The sequence below is a fragment of the Maribacter arcticus genome (genome assembly GCF_900167935.1).
GTDB lineage: Bacteria > Bacteroidota > Bacteroidia > Flavobacteriales > Flavobacteriaceae > Maribacter > Maribacter arcticus.
On record NZ_FUYL01000002.1, the window covers coordinates 273208 to 289801 of the forward strand.

21 protein-coding genes are annotated in these 16594 nt (G+C 34.1%); 10 read left to right on the plus strand and 11 right to left on the minus strand.

Annotation, left to right across the window (positions count from 1 at the left end; translation table 11 throughout):
* Positions 1-78 precede the first annotated feature (78 nt).
* Both gdhA and B5X55_RS04010 read right to left on the minus strand, forming a co-directional pair.
* Complete coding sequence (gene gdhA / locus B5X55_RS04005; protein ID WP_079511319.1) at positions 79-1422, minus strand: NADP-specific glutamate dehydrogenase; 1344 nt, start codon at positions 1420-1422, stop codon at positions 79-81.
* Between the two features lie 159 nt (positions 1423-1581).
* Positions 1582-2736 (minus strand): cystathionine gamma-synthase, encoded by a 1155-nt coding sequence (locus B5X55_RS04010; protein WP_079511320.1) that lies wholly within the window; start codon positions 2734-2736, stop codon positions 1582-1584.
* An 85-nt stretch (positions 2737-2821) separates the two neighbouring features.
* Here B5X55_RS04010 and B5X55_RS04015 point away from each other — a divergent pair, with 85 nt between their 5' ends.
* The gene (locus B5X55_RS04015; RefSeq protein WP_079511321.1) at positions 2822-3565 is read left to right on the plus strand and encodes a DUF3298 and DUF4163 domain-containing protein; all 744 of its coding nucleotides are present in this window, start codon (positions 2822-2824) and stop codon (positions 3563-3565) included.
* On the opposite strand, the gene B5X55_RS04020 is transcribed toward B5X55_RS04015, so the two are convergent.
* Complete coding sequence (locus B5X55_RS04020; RefSeq protein ID WP_079511590.1) at positions 3562-4023, minus strand: DinB family protein; 462 nt, start codon at positions 4021-4023, stop codon at positions 3562-3564. The two genes, B5X55_RS04015 and B5X55_RS04020, sit on opposite strands and share 4 nt — an antisense overlap.
* 137 nt (positions 4024-4160) lie before the next feature.
* Here B5X55_RS04020 and B5X55_RS04025 point away from each other — a divergent pair, with 137 nt between their 5' ends.
* Entirely contained in the window at positions 4161-4514 is a 354-nt protein-coding gene (locus B5X55_RS04025; RefSeq protein WP_079511322.1) for an arsenate reductase family protein, read from the plus strand.
* Positions 4511-5416, plus strand: coding sequence for a DMT family transporter (locus tag B5X55_RS04030; protein ID WP_079511323.1), 906 nt, complete (start codon positions 4511-4513; stop codon positions 5414-5416). The genes B5X55_RS04025 and B5X55_RS04030 overlap by 4 nt, the downstream gene beginning before the upstream one ends.
* Before the next feature lie 29 nt (positions 5417-5445).
* On the opposite strand, the gene B5X55_RS04035 is transcribed toward B5X55_RS04030, so the two are convergent.
* Together B5X55_RS04035 and B5X55_RS04040 are read right to left on the minus strand one after the other, a co-directional pair.
* A complete protein-coding gene (locus B5X55_RS04035; RefSeq protein WP_234999661.1) occupies positions 5446-6018 on the minus strand; it encodes a GntR family transcriptional regulator in 573 nt (190 codons plus the stop codon).
* A 138-nt stretch (positions 6019-6156) separates the two neighbouring features.
* The gene (locus tag B5X55_RS04040) at positions 6157-6630 is read right to left on the minus strand and encodes an acyl-CoA thioesterase (RefSeq protein ID WP_079511591.1); all 474 of its coding nucleotides are present in this window, start codon (positions 6628-6630) and stop codon (positions 6157-6159) included.
* A 126-nt stretch (positions 6631-6756) separates the two neighbouring features.
* On the opposite strand from B5X55_RS04040, the gene B5X55_RS04045 reads away from it, so the two are divergent.
* From B5X55_RS04045 to trxA, 5 genes are all read left to right on the plus strand, one after another.
* A complete protein-coding gene (locus B5X55_RS04045; RefSeq protein WP_079511325.1) occupies positions 6757-7731 on the plus strand; it encodes an NAD(P)H-dependent flavin oxidoreductase in 975 nt (324 codons plus the stop codon).
* Between the two features lie 88 nt (positions 7732-7819).
* A complete protein-coding gene (locus tag B5X55_RS04050; protein ID WP_079511326.1) occupies positions 7820-8782 on the plus strand; it encodes a YheT family hydrolase in 963 nt (320 codons plus the stop codon).
* Between the two features lie 157 nt (positions 8783-8939).
* Positions 8940-9419 carry a c-type cytochrome gene (locus B5X55_RS04055; protein WP_079511327.1) on the plus strand — a complete coding sequence of 160 codons (480 nt, stop codon included), beginning with the start codon at positions 8940-8942 and terminating at the stop codon, positions 9417-9419.
* 182 nt (positions 9420-9601) lie between these two features.
* Positions 9602-10291, plus strand: coding sequence for a DsbA family oxidoreductase (locus B5X55_RS04060; RefSeq protein WP_159447521.1), 690 nt, complete (start codon positions 9602-9604; stop codon positions 10289-10291).
* A gap of 62 nt (positions 10292-10353) precedes the next feature.
* Positions 10354-10650 carry a thioredoxin gene (gene trxA, locus B5X55_RS04065; RefSeq protein ID WP_079511329.1) on the plus strand — a complete coding sequence of 99 codons (297 nt, stop codon included), beginning with the start codon at positions 10354-10356 and terminating at the stop codon, positions 10648-10650.
* Here trxA and B5X55_RS04070 read toward each other — a convergent pair.
* From B5X55_RS04070 to B5X55_RS04080, 3 genes are all read right to left on the minus strand, one after another.
* Positions 10647-11756: a lactonase family protein gene (locus B5X55_RS04070; protein ID WP_079511330.1), complete on the minus strand. Its 1110-nt coding sequence runs from the start codon at positions 11754-11756 to the stop codon at positions 10647-10649. The genes trxA and B5X55_RS04070 overlap by 4 nt on opposite strands.
* A gap of 103 nt (positions 11757-11859) precedes the next feature.
* Entirely contained in the window at positions 11860-12216 is a 357-nt protein-coding gene (locus tag B5X55_RS04075) for a DUF2237 family protein (RefSeq protein ID WP_079511331.1), read from the minus strand.
* Between the two features lie 142 nt (positions 12217-12358).
* Positions 12359-12742, minus strand: a complete 384-nt coding sequence (locus B5X55_RS04080; RefSeq protein ID WP_262494150.1) for a DoxX family protein — start codon at positions 12740-12742, stop codon at positions 12359-12361.
* Between the two features lie 44 nt (positions 12743-12786).
* On the opposite strand from B5X55_RS04080, the gene B5X55_RS04085 reads away from it, so the two are divergent.
* Positions 12787-13158 carry a DoxX family protein gene (locus tag B5X55_RS04085; RefSeq protein ID WP_079511332.1) on the plus strand — a complete coding sequence of 124 codons (372 nt, stop codon included), beginning with the start codon at positions 12787-12789 and terminating at the stop codon, positions 13156-13158.
* 137 nt (positions 13159-13295) lie between these two features.
* Entirely contained in the window at positions 13296-13568 is a 273-nt protein-coding gene (locus B5X55_RS04090; protein WP_079511333.1) for a hypothetical protein, read from the plus strand.
* 24 nt (positions 13569-13592) lie between these two features.
* Here the strand turns inward: B5X55_RS04090 and B5X55_RS04095 are convergent, their stop codons facing one another.
* The 3 genes from B5X55_RS04095 to B5X55_RS04105 all read right to left on the minus strand — a co-directional run bounded on the left by B5X55_RS04095 (position 13593) and on the right by B5X55_RS04105 (position 16591).
* Positions 13593-15224 (minus strand): SulP family inorganic anion transporter, encoded by a 1632-nt coding sequence (locus B5X55_RS04095; protein WP_079511334.1) that lies wholly within the window; start codon positions 15222-15224, stop codon positions 13593-13595.
* 103 nt (positions 15225-15327) lie between these two features.
* Complete coding sequence (locus tag B5X55_RS04100) at positions 15328-15651, minus strand: Dabb family protein (RefSeq protein ID WP_079511335.1); 324 nt, start codon at positions 15649-15651, stop codon at positions 15328-15330.
* Between the two features lie 145 nt (positions 15652-15796).
* Positions 15797-16591 carry an SDR family NAD(P)-dependent oxidoreductase gene (locus tag B5X55_RS04105; protein ID WP_079511336.1) on the minus strand — a complete coding sequence of 265 codons (795 nt, stop codon included), beginning with the start codon at positions 16589-16591 and terminating at the stop codon, positions 15797-15799.
* Positions 16592-16594 lie beyond the last annotated feature (3 nt).

The window sequence follows — 16594 nt, forward strand, 5'->3', positions numbered from 1 at the left end:
ACATAAAAAATGCGGGGCTCTAAAATAGAGCCCCGCATTATAAATTATATCCTAGTACATTAGGTATATGCTTAAAAATTAAATAACTCCTTGAGCAAGCATTGCATCGGCAACTTTTACAAAACCAGCAATATTGGCTCCTTTAACGTAGTTACAGAATCCATCCTCTTCTCTACCATATTCGATACATGAAGCATGTATCTCTTCCATAATATCTTTAAGACGCTCATCAACCTCTTCGCGTGTCCAACTAATTCGTAATGAATTCTGGGACATTTCTAAACCTGACGTTGCAACACCACCAGCATTAGATGCTTTACCTGGTGCAAACAATACTTTTGCATTATTAAACACATGAACAGCATCTGCATTACAAGGCATGTTCGCACCTTCTGCAACACACATACATCCATTTTTTAATAGATTTTTAGCATCATCTTTATTCAACTCATTTTGAGTTGCACAAGGTAATGCGATATCACATTTAACATTCCAAGGAGTTTTACCTTCATGAAATTCTGCAGAAGCATATTTATCTGCATACTCAGAAATACGTCCTCTTCTATTATTCTTAAGATCCATTACAAAAGCTAGTTTTTCATCATTTAAACCATCTTTATCATAGATATATCCACTAGAATCTGAAAGAGTTACCACTCTAGCTCCTAGTAAAATTGCTTTTTCTGCAGCATATTGAGCAACATTTCCTGAACCAGAAATTACAACTGTTTTACCTTTAAAAGTTTCATTTTTAGTCTTTAACATACTTTCTGCAAAGTACACAGTACCATAACCTGTTGCTTCTGGTCTAATTTTAGAACCACCCCATGACAAACCTTTTCCTGTAAGCACACCGGTAAACTCATTACGTATCTTCTTATACATACCAAATAGGAAACCTATTTCACGAGCACCAACACCAATATCTCCTGCAGGTACATCTGTGTTCGGACCAATATGTCTATTCAATTCTAACATAAAGGCATGGCAAAAACGCATTACCTCATCATCTGATTTACCTTTAGGGTCAAAATCAGAACCACCTTTACCACCACCCATTGGTAGTGTTGTAAGGCTGTTTTTAAAGACTTGTTCAAAAGCCAAGAATTTAAGAATACTCGCATTTACAGTTGGGTGAAAACGCAAACCACCTTTATAAGGACCTATTGCAGAGTTCATTTGTATTCTATATCCACGGTTTACATGTATTTCTCCAGCATCATCTACCCAGGCTACTCTAAAAGAAATTAAACGCTCTGGCTCAACCATTCTTAAAAGAATATTCTTACCATTATATATTTCTTGTGTAGCAATATATGGTATTACTGTTTCTGCTACTTCTTGTACCGCTTGTATGAATTCTGGTTCGTGGCCATTTCTGGCGGTAACCTCATCCATAAATGTTTTTATTTTATCGTCCATAAAGCTATTTACACTTAGTTAAATTATTGATTTCAAAATATAACGGCAAAATTATGCTATTTATGTAATTTGATTGCTTATTTTTTTAAAATTGATAAAATTTGTTGTTTTAGCAACAAAATACCCATTCTTAATGCGTAAAATTTAACGAATTACGGTTTATCCTATTGCTTGCTCTAAATCTGCTATTAAATCTTCCGAATCTTCTATACCTACACTAAGTCTTATTAGTGCATCAACAACGCCGATTTTTTCACGTTCTAGTTTAGGTATACTCGCATGCGTCATACTTGCTGGGTGACCAGCTAAACTTTCAACACCTCCTAAGGACTCTGCTAGAGTAAACACTTTTAAACGTTCTACAATCTTAATTGCATCTTCGTAATTACTTCCTTTTGGTACGAATGATATCATTCCGCCAAAATCTTTCATCTGCTCTTTTGCTACTGAATGATTAGGATGATTACTGAAACCAGGCCAAAATACTTTTTCAACTTTAGAATTATTCTTTAGATATTCAGCTACTGCTCTTCCATTTTCACAATGGCGTTGCATTCTTACATGTAGCGTTTTAATTCCTCTTAAAACCAAAAAACTATCCATTGGCCCACAAACCGCACCACTCGCATTTTGTATAAAATAAAGCCTATCTGCTAATTCCTTATCTCTTACCACTAAAGCTCCAACAACAGTATCGCTATGACCACCTAGGTATTTAGTTGCTGAGTGCATTACAATATCTGCCCCTAATTGTAACGGCATTTGTAAATATGGCGTTGCGAAAGTATTATCTACCGCTAAAAGAATATTCTTATTCTTAATCAACTCGGCAACTGCTTTTATATCTATGATGTTCATCATAGGGTTTGTTGGTGTTTCGACCCAAACCAATTTGGTTTTTGAATTTATTTTGCCACGTATGGCATCGGTGCCTTGCATGCCCACAAAATGAAAAACAATACCAAATTTCTCAAATATCTTTTTAAATATTCTATAAGAACCTCCGTAAAGGTCATTTGTAGAAATTACCTCATCACCTGGTTCTAATAACTTTATGACCGCATCTATCGCTGCAAGACCACTACCAAACGCTAAACCAAATTCACCATCTTCAATACTTGCCAAAGAATTTTCTAAAGCAGTACGGGTCGGGTTCGCGCTTCTCGAATATTCATACCCTTTATGGCCACCAGGGGTTGTCTGCGCATAAGTTGATGTTTGATAAATAGGCGGCATTACTGCTCCATATGCCTTATCTGGTTGTTGACCACCATGAATGGTGTTTGTATTAAACCTATATTTTTTAGTGGCCATTTTTAAAGTATTTAGCACACAAATGTATTGTTATCTTTTGGAGAATACAATGAAGGTGTATTTTTACATTAAATCTAATTTTTTCATGAAATCAAAGCTACTCTACCTACTTATTTGTATTTCTCTTGTTGCTTGTAATACTGAGGAATCTCTCACCTTTGAAACATTAAATATATCTAATGATGCCTGTGAGAATTGCACTTCAGTATCCATTGAAATTCCAAAAGCATTGGGTCAAATAAAATTAAGTGAGACCATTAATATCGCCCTTCAAGAAGAGATTATTGCGCTCCTGAATTTTGATGAAGAAAGTAATGCTCAGACTATTGAAGGAGCTACTGAAGCATTTGTAAAGGATTACAAAGAACTGAATGGCAAATATCCGGAAGAATCTATGCCTTGGGAGGCTAAAATAAATGGCTCAATAATTTTTGAAAACAAAGATGTATTAACTATAAAATTAGAATCATACATATACACAGGTGGTGCACATGGCTATGGCACCAATCGATTTTTAAACTTTGACAAAATCAAGAAAGTGGAATTAGACCGCCAAGAATTATTCAAAAATGAAGATGAATTCAAAGCATTTACTGAAACTATATTTCGAAAACAAGAAGATGTGCCCGCAGATGCAACTATAAATAGTACAGGCTTTATGTTTGAAACAGAACGTTTCTATTTACCAGAAAATATTGGCTATACCGATAAAGGCCTATTACTATTTTACGAGCCTTATGAAATCGCATCATTTGCCGATGGCCCCATTATATTAACTATACCTTATAATGATGCTAATAATTTTTTAAAGATTTCCGTAATGCCCTAACTAACCGCTCTTAACAATAGAATGATTGTACCAATGTGCAACCCTTCATGAAATAAATTAAATGCAATCGCATCATCAATATTTTTAAGCGTTACACGCGCACTAGTAGTATACTCTTGATAATTTTGAAATAGGTCTGTATCATAATCTTCCTTTAACCATTCTATTGTAGAGATTAAAAAATCTGCCACCATCATAATCTCTTCATCAGTCGCTGTACCATCTGGGGTTGTCCCTTTCATAAATTTAGCCACCAACTCATCTGGCACACGCATTTGAAGTCCGCTAAATTTATATTGTAAAATTTGCTGAGTAACTACGGTATGAGCTATATTCCAAAATATATTATTATTGAAGCCCTCTGGTATATTAAGAAGTTTTTCTTTTGGAGTTTTTGTAAGTATCGAGTGTAAGTTTTTTCGATTCTGTAGGGTGATTTCAAATAAATTCTTAGACATTATTTCACATTTAAAGGAGCATAAAAATAGTACAATTAATGGGAAATAAGTTTCTTTGTAAACCAGAAAGCCTATTTGAAATTTGTTGTTTACACCTTTTTTTGGTTTAAAATACAATTAAAGCAACACCGCAAAGCATGAAAAAAATATATCACCTAAGTACTTGTTCTACTTGCCAACGAATTATTAAAGAATTACAACCTCTTAATGATTTTAAACTACAGGACATAAAATCTGAGCCCATTACGGAATCTCAGTTAGAACAAATGCATGCTTTATCTAATAGCTACGAGGCATTGTTTAGCAAAAGAGCCATATTATATCGTGAGCGAAATTTAAAAGCGCAAAATCTTACCGAAAATGATTTTAAGGCTTTGATTTTAGAACAGTATACTTTTTTAAAGCGTCCGGTTATAATGGTGGACGACCAAATATTTATTGGTAATAGCAAAAAGGTTGTAGAGGCCGCTCAAAAGGCCATTCATTCGTGAATAAACGTCTATTAGCAATAATCGCTGCAATTGGGGCCACCACTATTTATGGTATAAACCATACCGTTGCAAAAGGTATAATGCCACATTACGTACAACCTTATGGTTTTATTATTTTAAGAGTACTAGGTGCTGCAATTTTATTTTGGCTCATTTCTCCTTTGGGGCCAAAAGAGAAGATTGATCCCAAAGATTATTTAAGAATGATTGTTTGCGCCTTTTTAGGTATGGGTTTAAATATGCTCGTTTTCTTTAAAGGACTGTCATTATCTACGCCTATAAATAGCGCCGTTTTAATAACTACCACTCCAATTATTGTTCTTGTTTTATCTGCAGTAATTCTAAAGGAAAAAATTTCAAGCAGAAAGATATTAGGCATCGGAATAGGCCTATTTGGCGCTTTAGGCTTAATTCTATATGGATCAGAAGTGCGCCAAGATGCACCTAATATACCGATGGGAAATTTCCTTATTTTTCTTAATTCTATATTTTATGGCTCTTATTTAGTAGTCGTAAAAGCACTAATTACCAAATATCACCCATTTACATTTATGAAGTGGTTATTCTCATTAGGTGTCCTTATCTGTTTACCTTTCGGGTTAGAAGAATTTATGCAGATAGAATGGAGCTCCCTGCCATTTGAAGCTTATCGTGGAATCGCTTTTGTTATTTTAGGCACCACATTCTGCACTTACCTATTTAACATTTTTGCATTAACTCAATTAAAGGCTTCTACGCTAAGTGCTTTTGTTTATGTTCAACCTTTGGTTGGCATAGGGTATGCCATTTTCACCGGTCAAGACAACCTCACCTTAATAAAAATCGTTGCAGCATGTTTCGTGTTGGTCGGGGTATATCTCGCCAGTAGAAAACCGAATAGGTTTTATCAAAAATTAAAATAGTACAACCCTATAGGCTTAATACTGATTGACTATATATGTGATTTTCTTGCATTCTCAAGATGTGTCTGTATTGCATTAACAGCCATTTCTTCATCTCTATGATGCATTGCAGAGACTAAATCTAAATGCTCTTGCATTATTAATTTCAATGGCCTTACTAGACCTACAAGATCCATGAACGGTAATATTTTGGCAGTCTTAAACAATTCATACAACCTTCTATTCCCACAATTTTTGGCAATATATTCGTGAAAATATCTATCTATTTTATGGAAAACATATGCGTTCTGTGGTCCATTCTCGAACGGAACTAAAAGATTTCGCAAATCGTCAATTCTCGACTGCGAGGCATTACGTGTAAATAGTTTTACGGTCATTGTCTCTAATGCGATTCTGCAATCGAACATTTCAGAAATATCCTGTTCACAAAGCTCAAGAACCGTTAGTCCATTAGTAAGCGTACCAACCAATAAAGATTCTTCTTGTAATTGAAGCAATACTACGGGTATGGTATCATCTTTAATATTAAGTGTATGTGATAACCTATGCAGCGTAATTAACTGACCTGGTGCCAATTTCTTGGTAACGATCAATTTCTTCACTTTCCCGTATGTCTCTTGAAATAGTTCTTCTGGCAAGCTCACCATATCGTAAATATACTAAAATAGCGTTATCAACAAATAATTAAAATACTATTAAGGAATCGATCACAATTCAATTACCGAATTACAATAGTAGACTTATAGATTTTTAGGAAATCTAGCAAATTTGCGTGAATCCTCTTTAGTAAGAACTCTAAAACCCTTCGCTTTTTCTACTCCACTAAATGATTTTAGAAATTCATTCGTTAAGCCTGTCAGCATTCTAGTCTTTAAATCCATCCATGCACCCATCATTTCACAATGGGCAATATTCTCCCCTTTATGATTATAAAAATTATGATGAAATTCAAAAAATTTGCAATCCTCACTCATTCCCATTATTTCCAAAGACACTTTAATAGGTTTACCAATAAATGCTTCCTTAAAATAATACAAATGCTCATAAAACGCAACAGGTCCTATTTCATGAATTGCCATTGTTTTATGGTCAAATCCTAATTCCATCAAATATGAAATACGTGTATGGCTCATAAAATTAATATATGCTGAATTCGCTAGATGACGATTTGCATCCACGTCGCTCCATCTTATTTCAAAATCTTTCAAGTACATCTTCTGCCTTTTTTTGTTATGCATGCATAATACTTGATAAAAATAACATAGTTTTGAAACCTAAGGAATTAAGAACATGGTTTTTTATACCTATTTTTAATTCGAGTTGAAAATATTTATTTCTGTATGTCAAAAAAACCTGCTTTCATTAAAGAATTATCATTACCCATAGTTGCCGCTCCCATGTTTTTAATATCAGGTCCGCAATTGGTAATAGAATGTTGTAAAAATGGTATTGTAGGCACTTTTCCTGCATTAAACCAACGCACGAGTGAAGGCTTTGAAGAATGGTTAATTGAAATAAAATCTACTTTAAAAGAATTTGAAGAGCAAACTGGTAAAAAAGCGGCACCATTTGGTGTTAATTTAATTGTGCACCCTACAAACCCAAGGTTAGAGGCAGATGTTAAATTATGTGTCAAACATAAAGTTCCATTAATAATAACCTCATTAGGTGCGGTGTCTGAAGTTGTCGATGCCATTCAAAGTTATGGCGGACTAGTTTTTCACGATGTCATTAAAAAACGTCACGCAGAAAAAGCTGCTGAGGCCGGTGTAGATGGGTTAATTCTAGTAGCTGCTGGGGCTGGTGGTCATGCAGGCACAATAAACCCCATGCCTTTAGTTGCTGAAATAAAGAAATTCTATCATAAAACTATTTTGCTATCTGGATGTATCAGTACCGGTAGAGATATTGCATCGGCATTGCAAATGGGTGCTGATTTAGCTTATATGGGTACTCGTTTTATTAATACAATTGAAAGTAAGGCTACACCAGAATATCGTCAGATGATTATTGATGCTGGCGCTAGTGATGTTGTATATACTGCTGCAATTTCTGGAGTTCACGCGAATTTTCTAGGAGCTAGTTTAAAAGCTGCCGGAATAACCGAAGAAGATCTTAAAAAAGACCGAAAAATTGATTTTGGTAAAGAGCTAGATACCGAGGCAAAAGCATGGAAAACTATTTGGTCGGCAGGCCAAGGTTCTGCACTTATTACAGATAGCTTACCTGTAGCCAAGTTAGTATCACATTTGAAGTCAGAATTTAAAGAGGCTATAGAAGAACAAATTAAGGTTCTTGAAAACTATCCAAAATAAAAACTTACAATCCTGTTTCAGTGTCTTTGGTATATTTTAAAATGTAGATTGTTTATTCCCTATTTCAAAAAATCCCTTAATACTTGTAATGCCCATACTTAACTCGTCATACAATCCGCCACTACTTTTTAAAAACGGACATTTGTCGACGATATATTCTGGGTTAATTCGAACTGTTGAGCCTATAGAACAAATAAGAATACGGCTAACCTTACCAGATACTGATTTTTTGGATTTGGATTGGAGTTATTCAAAATCTCCATCTAAAAAACTTGTTCTTATTATACATGGCCTTGAAGGAAGCTCTAAACGCGCTTATATACAAGGAAGCGCTAAAGCATTAACCGAATCGAGTTTCGATGTCTGTGCCATTAATCTTAGGGGTTGCAGTGGCTCAATGAATAATTTATATCGATCGTACCATTCTGGCGCTACTGAAGATTTACAATCTGTCATTGACCATGTACTTCAACTAGATAAATACTCCTCTATATTTTTACACGGATTTAGTCTCGGCGGCAATCTGTTACTAAAGTATTTAGGTGAAGAGCGTATACTGCCTAAAGAAATTAAAGGCGCAGTAGCTATTTCTGTACCTTGTCAATTAGCAGATTCGCTTCATCAGTTATTACAATTTAAAAATTTTCTATACGCAAGAAGATTTAAGGGTAATTTAGTTGAAAAACTTAAGCTGAAAAAACAGTCATATCCAGACATGATATCAGATTTGGATATCGAACAAATAAAGACATTGAAAGATTTTGACGATATTTATACGAGCAGAGCACATGGGTTTAAAGATGCTATGGATTATTATGCGCAGTGTAGTAGTCTTCAATTTTTAAACACTATTGAAATTCCCGCCTTATTAATTAACGCTGAAAACGATTCTTTTTTAGGAGAAGCATGCTACCCTGTTGATATTGCCAAACAACATAAAACCTTGTTCTTAGAAGTTCCAAAATATGGAGGGCATGTAGGTTTTTATGGTCCTGACAATTTCACTTATACCGAACGTCGTACTTTAGAGTTCATTTCGAATTTTAATTAATCTAAGTTCATCATTTTAAAAAAACAATGTATCACAATACTATTGTTAAAAAATCACTTTAAAGTTAAATTGCACTTTATTATAGGATAGAGCTACACGTAAAAATTCCTATCTTAGTCCTTCAATTGACTCACAATAATTAAATTATAATAAACGTATGCGTAAATTATTCACTTTATTAGCCCTTAGCACGATGATTATCAGCTGTGGCGAGAAGAAAGAAGAGAAAAAAGAAGGTTTTGAAATGAACCGAGCCAAAAAAGAAGTTAAAACAGAAACAGCGAGTGAAGGTGTACCTGTTGACCTTAATAATAAAGGAGTAGGCTCAATAACCAGCGTTAAATTTGACGATGCTGTTAATGAGAAAATGGCCGCTGCAGGTAAAGAAAAGTTTCAAGCAATATGTACTGCATGTCATATGGCCGAGCAACGTATGATCGGGCCAGCATTAAAAGGTGTCTACGAACGTAGAAGTCCTGAATGGGTTATGAATATGATTATCAACCCAGATAAAATGTTGAAAGAAGATCCTATTGCAAAAGCATTATTGAAAGAATATAATAATGCCATCATGCTTAACCAGAATTTAAAAGAAGAAGACGCTCGAAATTTAGCAGAATATTTACGAACGCTTTAAGACAATTCACACACGTTATAAAAAACCCTTTCAATAGCTTGAAAGGGTTTTTTAGTTAGTACCACATTTCTATTTTTTTGATTTAAATTATTAAATCAAATCGTATAATTAAGTACATTAAGTCGTGTAGGTTTTACTGTGTATTTACGACCAAGATGCTATAAATAGAAATGAAAAATCTAATGCAAAACGATAAAATAAAAATTGATATAGTTTCTGATGTTGCATGCCCTTGGTGTTATGTTGGTAAAAAAAGATTAGAAAAAGCAATTAAACAATGGCATGGTATTCCTATAGAAATAGAATGGCATCCATTTCAATTAGATCCTAATATACCAAAAGAAGGTTTGGATAGAGATACTTATTTAACCAATAAATTCGGAAGTTTAGAAGGCCCTCTAGAAATGACAAAACGTTTAGAAGAAAGTGGGAAGGAAGAAGGCATTACTTTTAACTTCGGACAAGAATGGCTTGCTGTCAACACACTTCAACTACATCAACTATTGCATGTAGCTGGCGAAGAAGGATTTAAAGATGCGTTGAAAGAGCGTTTTATGAAAGCTTATTTTGATGAAAATCTTCACTTGAATACCATTGATGTATTAAGCTCAATAATGGCTGAATATGATTGGTCTGCCGAAAAAACAAAACAAGTTCTAGAAGATGATAGCATCGCATATGCTGTTAAACAAGAGATTGCTCATTATCAACAGCGTGGTGTCAATAGTGTACCTTTTTTCATAATTAATGATAAATATGGTATTAGTGGCGCACAGCCAGCATCAGTATTTTTAGAAGCATTTCAACAAGTATCACCATTAAAGATTATAAGTGAAGGTAATAGTTGTGATCCGGTAACTGGGGTCTGTTAATTTTACTCTAAAAGGATAAAAATTATTCCATATTAAATTTTGAACATTAAAAATCAAGAACTATGAAATCATCATTTTCTGAAATAATAAAAGGAGAAACACCTGTACTGGTTGATTTTTTTGCTGACTGGTGTGGGCCTTGTAAATCATTGGCTCCAATTCTTAAAGACGTGAAAAGTGATTTAGGTGATTCAATAAAAGTCATTAAAATAGACGTAGATAAGAACCAAGCATTAGCAACGCAATATCAGGTAAGAGGAGTGCCTACCATGATTTTGTTTAAAAACGGCAAGCAAGTGTGGCGACAATCAGGCGTAGTGCCCAAGCATGACCTTTTAAAGGTTATTAAAACTACTTAATTAAATTTTAAACAAACTGGACTAGGCAAATCAACCTGGCTAACGAAACTCAAAGTACCGAGTTCAATATTTCGTTTAAAGACAACGATATTATTACTACGTTGATTTGCTACCAGTATAAAGTTTTCGCTAGGATCAATTGAAAAATTTCGAGGCCAATCACCCTTTACCGATTCTCTACCTAATAGTTTCAGTTTACCGGTTGCTTGATCAACCTCAAAAATAACTATGGTGTTTTCTCCCCTATTTGTACCATAAAGAAATTTACCATCTGAAGATAAGTGAATATCGGCACAAAAACTCTCCCCCTCAAAATTAGAGGCTGTGGTTTCTTGAGTTTCAATAGCATAGTACTTTTCATCATCCAATCCAAAAACTGTAATGGTTGAATTCAATTCATTAATTACGTAAATAAATTTTTCGTCGTTAGAGCTCACAAAATGCCTAGGCCCTGCACCTTCCGCTAAAACCAATTCTTTGTGCTCGCTCGTTGAAAATTGCCCATCCGTTTTACGGTATTTTTCAATTCTATCTAATCCTAAATCAGACACAAATAATTCTCCATTTATAAATTTAGCCATATGAGCATGAGCAGTCTTGGTTGTATCTAAAATCTTATGGTCAATAATTTGAGGTGAAGGATTAAGGTTACCATTATGCGCAGCACTATAAACTGCAACATTTCCTCCTGTATAATTCGCCACTGCGACCAAATCGCCGCTTTCATTAACGCCAACATAACAAGGGTTAGCTCCATAAGTAGACTTTACATCTACTTCTATAAGCACTGTATCTTTTACTCTAAACGTGGTAATTGAGCCATTATCTTCTTTAAAATTATCAACCTCGCTAACTACATACATTGTATTCTTATCAGGAGACAAGGTTAAATATGAAGGGTTTTTAATAGTAGCAGCTAGGGTTTTATTCTCTAATTGTCCAGTTTCAAGATTGAAGTTATACCTATAAATACCTTCACTCCCATTATTGGTATATGTACCAACAAATAGAATCTCTTCATTTTCTATCTCCTTCATCTTACAACTATTTACCAGGCTCAATACTATTCCTAATAACAAAACAGCAACCAACGATTTGTATTTCATATTCTAAAAATAAGCACAATTTAATTCTGTCTAATACTAAACGTGAAATATTATACCTAGCCAAATGGTATTGAATACTCTTATTTAAAAATAAGTGTAAATATTAGTACTTAGCTTCTAAAAGCATTGTGAAATCTATAAGGTCTAATGTTTTCTTATGAGTGGCTTCTAAAATTACAGGAGGTGCAACACCAGCCTCAGCAGCTTGTTTCCAACGTAAGGCGCAAAGGCACCATTTATCACCAACCTTTAGTCCGGGAAAATTATACATAGGCTTAGCGGTACTTAAGTCATTTCCTTGTTCCTTAGAGTATTCTAGAAATTCTGCTGTCATCACTGCACAAACGGTATGGGTGCCAGAATCCTCTGCACCGGTTTTGCAGAAACCATCTCTATAAAAGCCCGTTAAAGGCTCATAACAACAAGGAATCAAATTTGTACCTAAAACATTAAGGAGCATAATTTTTTATTTTAAAAATTAAGGCAATAACATACTTATTTACGTAAAAGCTCTGTTAATACTCTATTTTCAATCTATGATACAATTTAGCAAATAACTAAAGACCCAATCAATTTTATCTTTTAATACAGTGATTTGTTGACTACTTATTCTCAAATCGGAATATAATGATGAATAGTATCATATTTAGTAGCGCGTAGAATAATGATGGAAAAGCTAAAAAAAATGGGTCTTTGATTTTAATTCTTACCATAAACCCAAAAGCCATTAAAATAGCTAAACCTAAGCTTGCTAACATTGCCCAGTTTTTAGAAAACAGCCCTATAAAAAGCCCAACCGAACCTAATAATTGTAGTAATCCAACTATAATTCTAAATTTCTCCAAATCATAACGTTTAAATTCAATTACCATGAAATTTGAAAACAAACAGCTAATCCCAAAAAAAAGAAACGAAAGTCCTGAAAAAACAATAATTACCTTAGTAACCCACAAATATTCCTTAAAATCAGAGAAAATTATATTCACTTTAAAATATTTTGTTTAATTTTATTTCAAATATATTAAACAATATGGATTTTGTTGTCATTTTTGCCAAAGTAATTATTTTCGTAGCCATCATTAATGTTTGGTTTTTTCGATTTAATAAGAAAACAATGTACAGGGGAGGCAATGCTTCGTCAATGAAAGAAGAATTCGCCGCTTATGGATTATCAGAATCTACTATGTATATCATTGGTGCCTTAAAGGTACTTAGTGCCCTAGGCTTAATAGTTTCTATTTGGGTTCCTATGTTAACCCTACCTTCTGCCGGTATAATGGCAATACTAATGGTAGGAGCAATATTAATGCATGTAAAGATTAAAGATTCACCGAAACAGTCAATGCCTGCATCAATATTCCTATTACTATCTCTATTTATTATTAGCCAATCTTACATTTAGTAAGTTGCTACAAAAGATATGCTAACCTTGAAAATTTGAAAGCAATAAAATCTTAAAAGTATTACCTAAACACTTCGATAAATAAGATTTTATGTAACCAAACCTTCAATTTCTCTACATATAAGAAAGATATGACGATGGGATTCTCAGGGCATGCTACACAGGTTTTAAAGTCAAATAGGGTTTTACTTAAAAAAAGTAGAAGCTTTAGAGAATTGCGTAAAGATTATCTTGACTACTCACAAGAAACAAAACTTCACTTTAAAGAACTTACCGATGTTGAGCGTAAAATGGTACGTGATAAAATAAGAGCTCAAGCCAAAAAAGATAGCATACAAAAAACAGGTATTTATATACTCTCTTTAGCTATAGTCTTAGGAGTCTTTTACGCTATCTATAATTTTAGGTAACAACAATGACTAATGTGCTGGCTCCTATAAACCCCAAAGTTTAAATGGGTTTTTGGTTTCTGCATCTTTTGTTTTAGAAAGAGGTTTATCAACCATGACCTTGTAGGTAGGATCTTCCATGACATTCACATCAATTATTTCCTCTGCATTTTCCAATAAACGAATACAATCATTACTTAAATGACGCAAGTGAACTTTCTTCCCTAATTTCGCATAACGTTCCGTTATTTTATTTAAGGCTTCTATGCCACTCATATCCGCTACCCTACTTTCTTTAAAGTCGATTATTATATTTTCTGGATCATTTGGAACATCAAATTTTTCACTAAAAAGAGTAGTAGAACCAAAAAATAAAGGACCATAAATTTCGTAGTGTTTTACTCCATTTTCATCAATATATTTTCTCGCACGAATTCTTTTTGCATTCTCCCAAGAATAGGCCAATGCAGATATTATAACCCCTAAAAGAACGGCAACAGCCAAATTGTGTGTGATTGCTGTAATTAAGGTTACCAAAATCATTACAACTACATCTGAATTTGGCATTTTACGAAAGGTCTTAAAACTTGCCCACTCAAAAGTACCAATGGCTACCATAAACATTAACCCTACCAATGCAGCCATAGGTAAACGTTCGATTACACTAGAACCGAACATAATAAATACCAACAACATTACTGCTGCAGTTATACCTGACAATCTTGCTCTTGCTCCAGAAGATGTATTAATTAAACTTTGACCAATCATTGCACAACCACCCATACCTGATAAAAATCCAGATAGAATATTGGCGGAACCCTGTGCTATGCATTCCCTATTACTATTACCTCTAGTTTCGGTAATCTCGTCTATAATGTTCAATGTCAGCAAACTCTCAATTAAACCAACACCAGCAACAATTGCCGCATATGGAAAGATAATTTTAAAAGTTTCAAAAGTTAATGGTATTTGCGGGATGGATAGTGGTGGGAATCCACCTTTAATAGATTCGCCTTCTCTCATTGTATCAGCAACAGTTAAGGTATCAATTCCAAACCCTATTACTATTGCCGAAACTACAACGATAGCTACCAATGAGGATGGTATTGCTTTGGTTAATTTAGGAAGCCCCCAAATAATAAGCATCGTAAGAAGAGTAAGACCTAACATCATTACCATATTCATACCTGTCAATAAACTATCGGTGCCTTTCTGATAAAAGTTTGGAAATTGTGCCATAAATATGATAATTGCCAAACCATTTACAAAACCGAACATTACCGGATGCGGCACTAAACGTATAAACTTTCCTAGCTTTAAAACTCCGGCTAAAATTTGTAATAGCCCCGCAATTATGACCGTGGCAAAAACATAATTTAAAATTGTCTCTGGCTCTATACCCGGAAAATTACGTTTCAATTCTAATATTAAACCAATAAATATAACCGCAACAGCCCCTGTTGCACCAGATATCATACCAGGCCTTCCACCAAAAATTGAAGTAATAAGTGCTAATACAAAAGCTGCATATAGTCCTGTTAATGGAGAAAAGCCAGGTATAAGAGCAAACGCAATCGCCTCTGGTACTAAAGCCAAGGCTACCGTGAGTCCAGATAGGATTTCTGTCTTATAATCTACTTTTTGTTTAAAATTGAATAAATTAAAAATCTTCGCCATGTACCTTTACTTTTAAAGGGCGCAAATTTAAGGCTTATTGTTCTGCAAAAGAATCAATTACTTGAAAAACCCAATTAAATCGAAACCTCAATTATTCATAAAATTACTTTGCCCAATAGTCAACTACAAATACTTTTTCTAAATGAGGCTGTAGACTAGCTACAAACTCTTGATGTTTTGGATGTGGAGTATAAATACTATCTCTATCTTTTTTTGAATTAAATGTAATCATATAACAATGAGTAAAATCTTGATGGAAATTTTCTGGACTATCATTTAAACCCCATTCAAAATCTTTAATTACTGAAATATGCTCTGGTAGTTCATTGAAATTGTTATTTAACTTTTGTACATCTGTTTCACTAGCGTCATCATTGAATTTAAAAATTACTATATGCCTTAATAGGTTTTTATTCTGTTTTTTCATTTTTACCAATTCTTTTTTCGGGTTTAATTTCTTTACTCATATCGTTTTGATAGAATACCTATAGAAAAACGCTGATTAAAATGATGGACAATCAGTTTTTTAAAATATCTATATTAAATCAGAATTATTTTTCAAATTGTGGTAATTATAGAATCCCTCCCATACTACCTCCATCAACCTTTATAGCAGACCCATTTGTTGCAGAAGAAAGAGAACTTGCCATATAGGTAATCGTATTTGCAATTTCATCAACCTTAGCAAATCTTTGCAATAGTGAAGAGCTTCTCACTTCGGTAAAAAAAGAGGTTTCAATTTGAGCTTTTGTTTTTCCTTCTTTTTGAGCGGCATTTTCTAAGAATTGCTCAGCTCCTTCAGACAAAGTAGACCCTGGAATTATGGTATTCACCGTTACTCCAGTACCCTTAGTTAGTTGCGCTAAACCTCTTGAAACCGCTAAAATTGCAGTTTTAGTCATACTATAGGAAATCAAATCGACAGGCACCAAAGTGGCACATTCACTCGAAATAAATAAGATACGACCCCAATTATTAGTCAACATATTGGGTAGTATTCTTTTTGATAAGCGCACTCCACTCATCACATTAACTTCAAACTGTTGCTGCCAATCTGAATCTTTCGTTTCAAAGAATGACACTGATGAGTAGATACCCACATTATTCACAAGAATATCAATCTCAGGAAGTCTGCCCAATTGCTCTTCTATCTGCTTTGTATTGCTGAAATCAATACATAGTCCTGAAATAGTATTATTGGGAAATTCTCTTTGTAATTTTTGCACTGCTTCTTGCAGTTTGGTTTCTGTTCTACCGTTAAGAATAACATCTACCCCTTCACTAGCCAAAGCCCTTGCCGTTGCATAACCTATACCAGCAGTAGACCCTGTTATGAAAGCTGTTTTTCCTTGTATTTTTAAATCCATTGT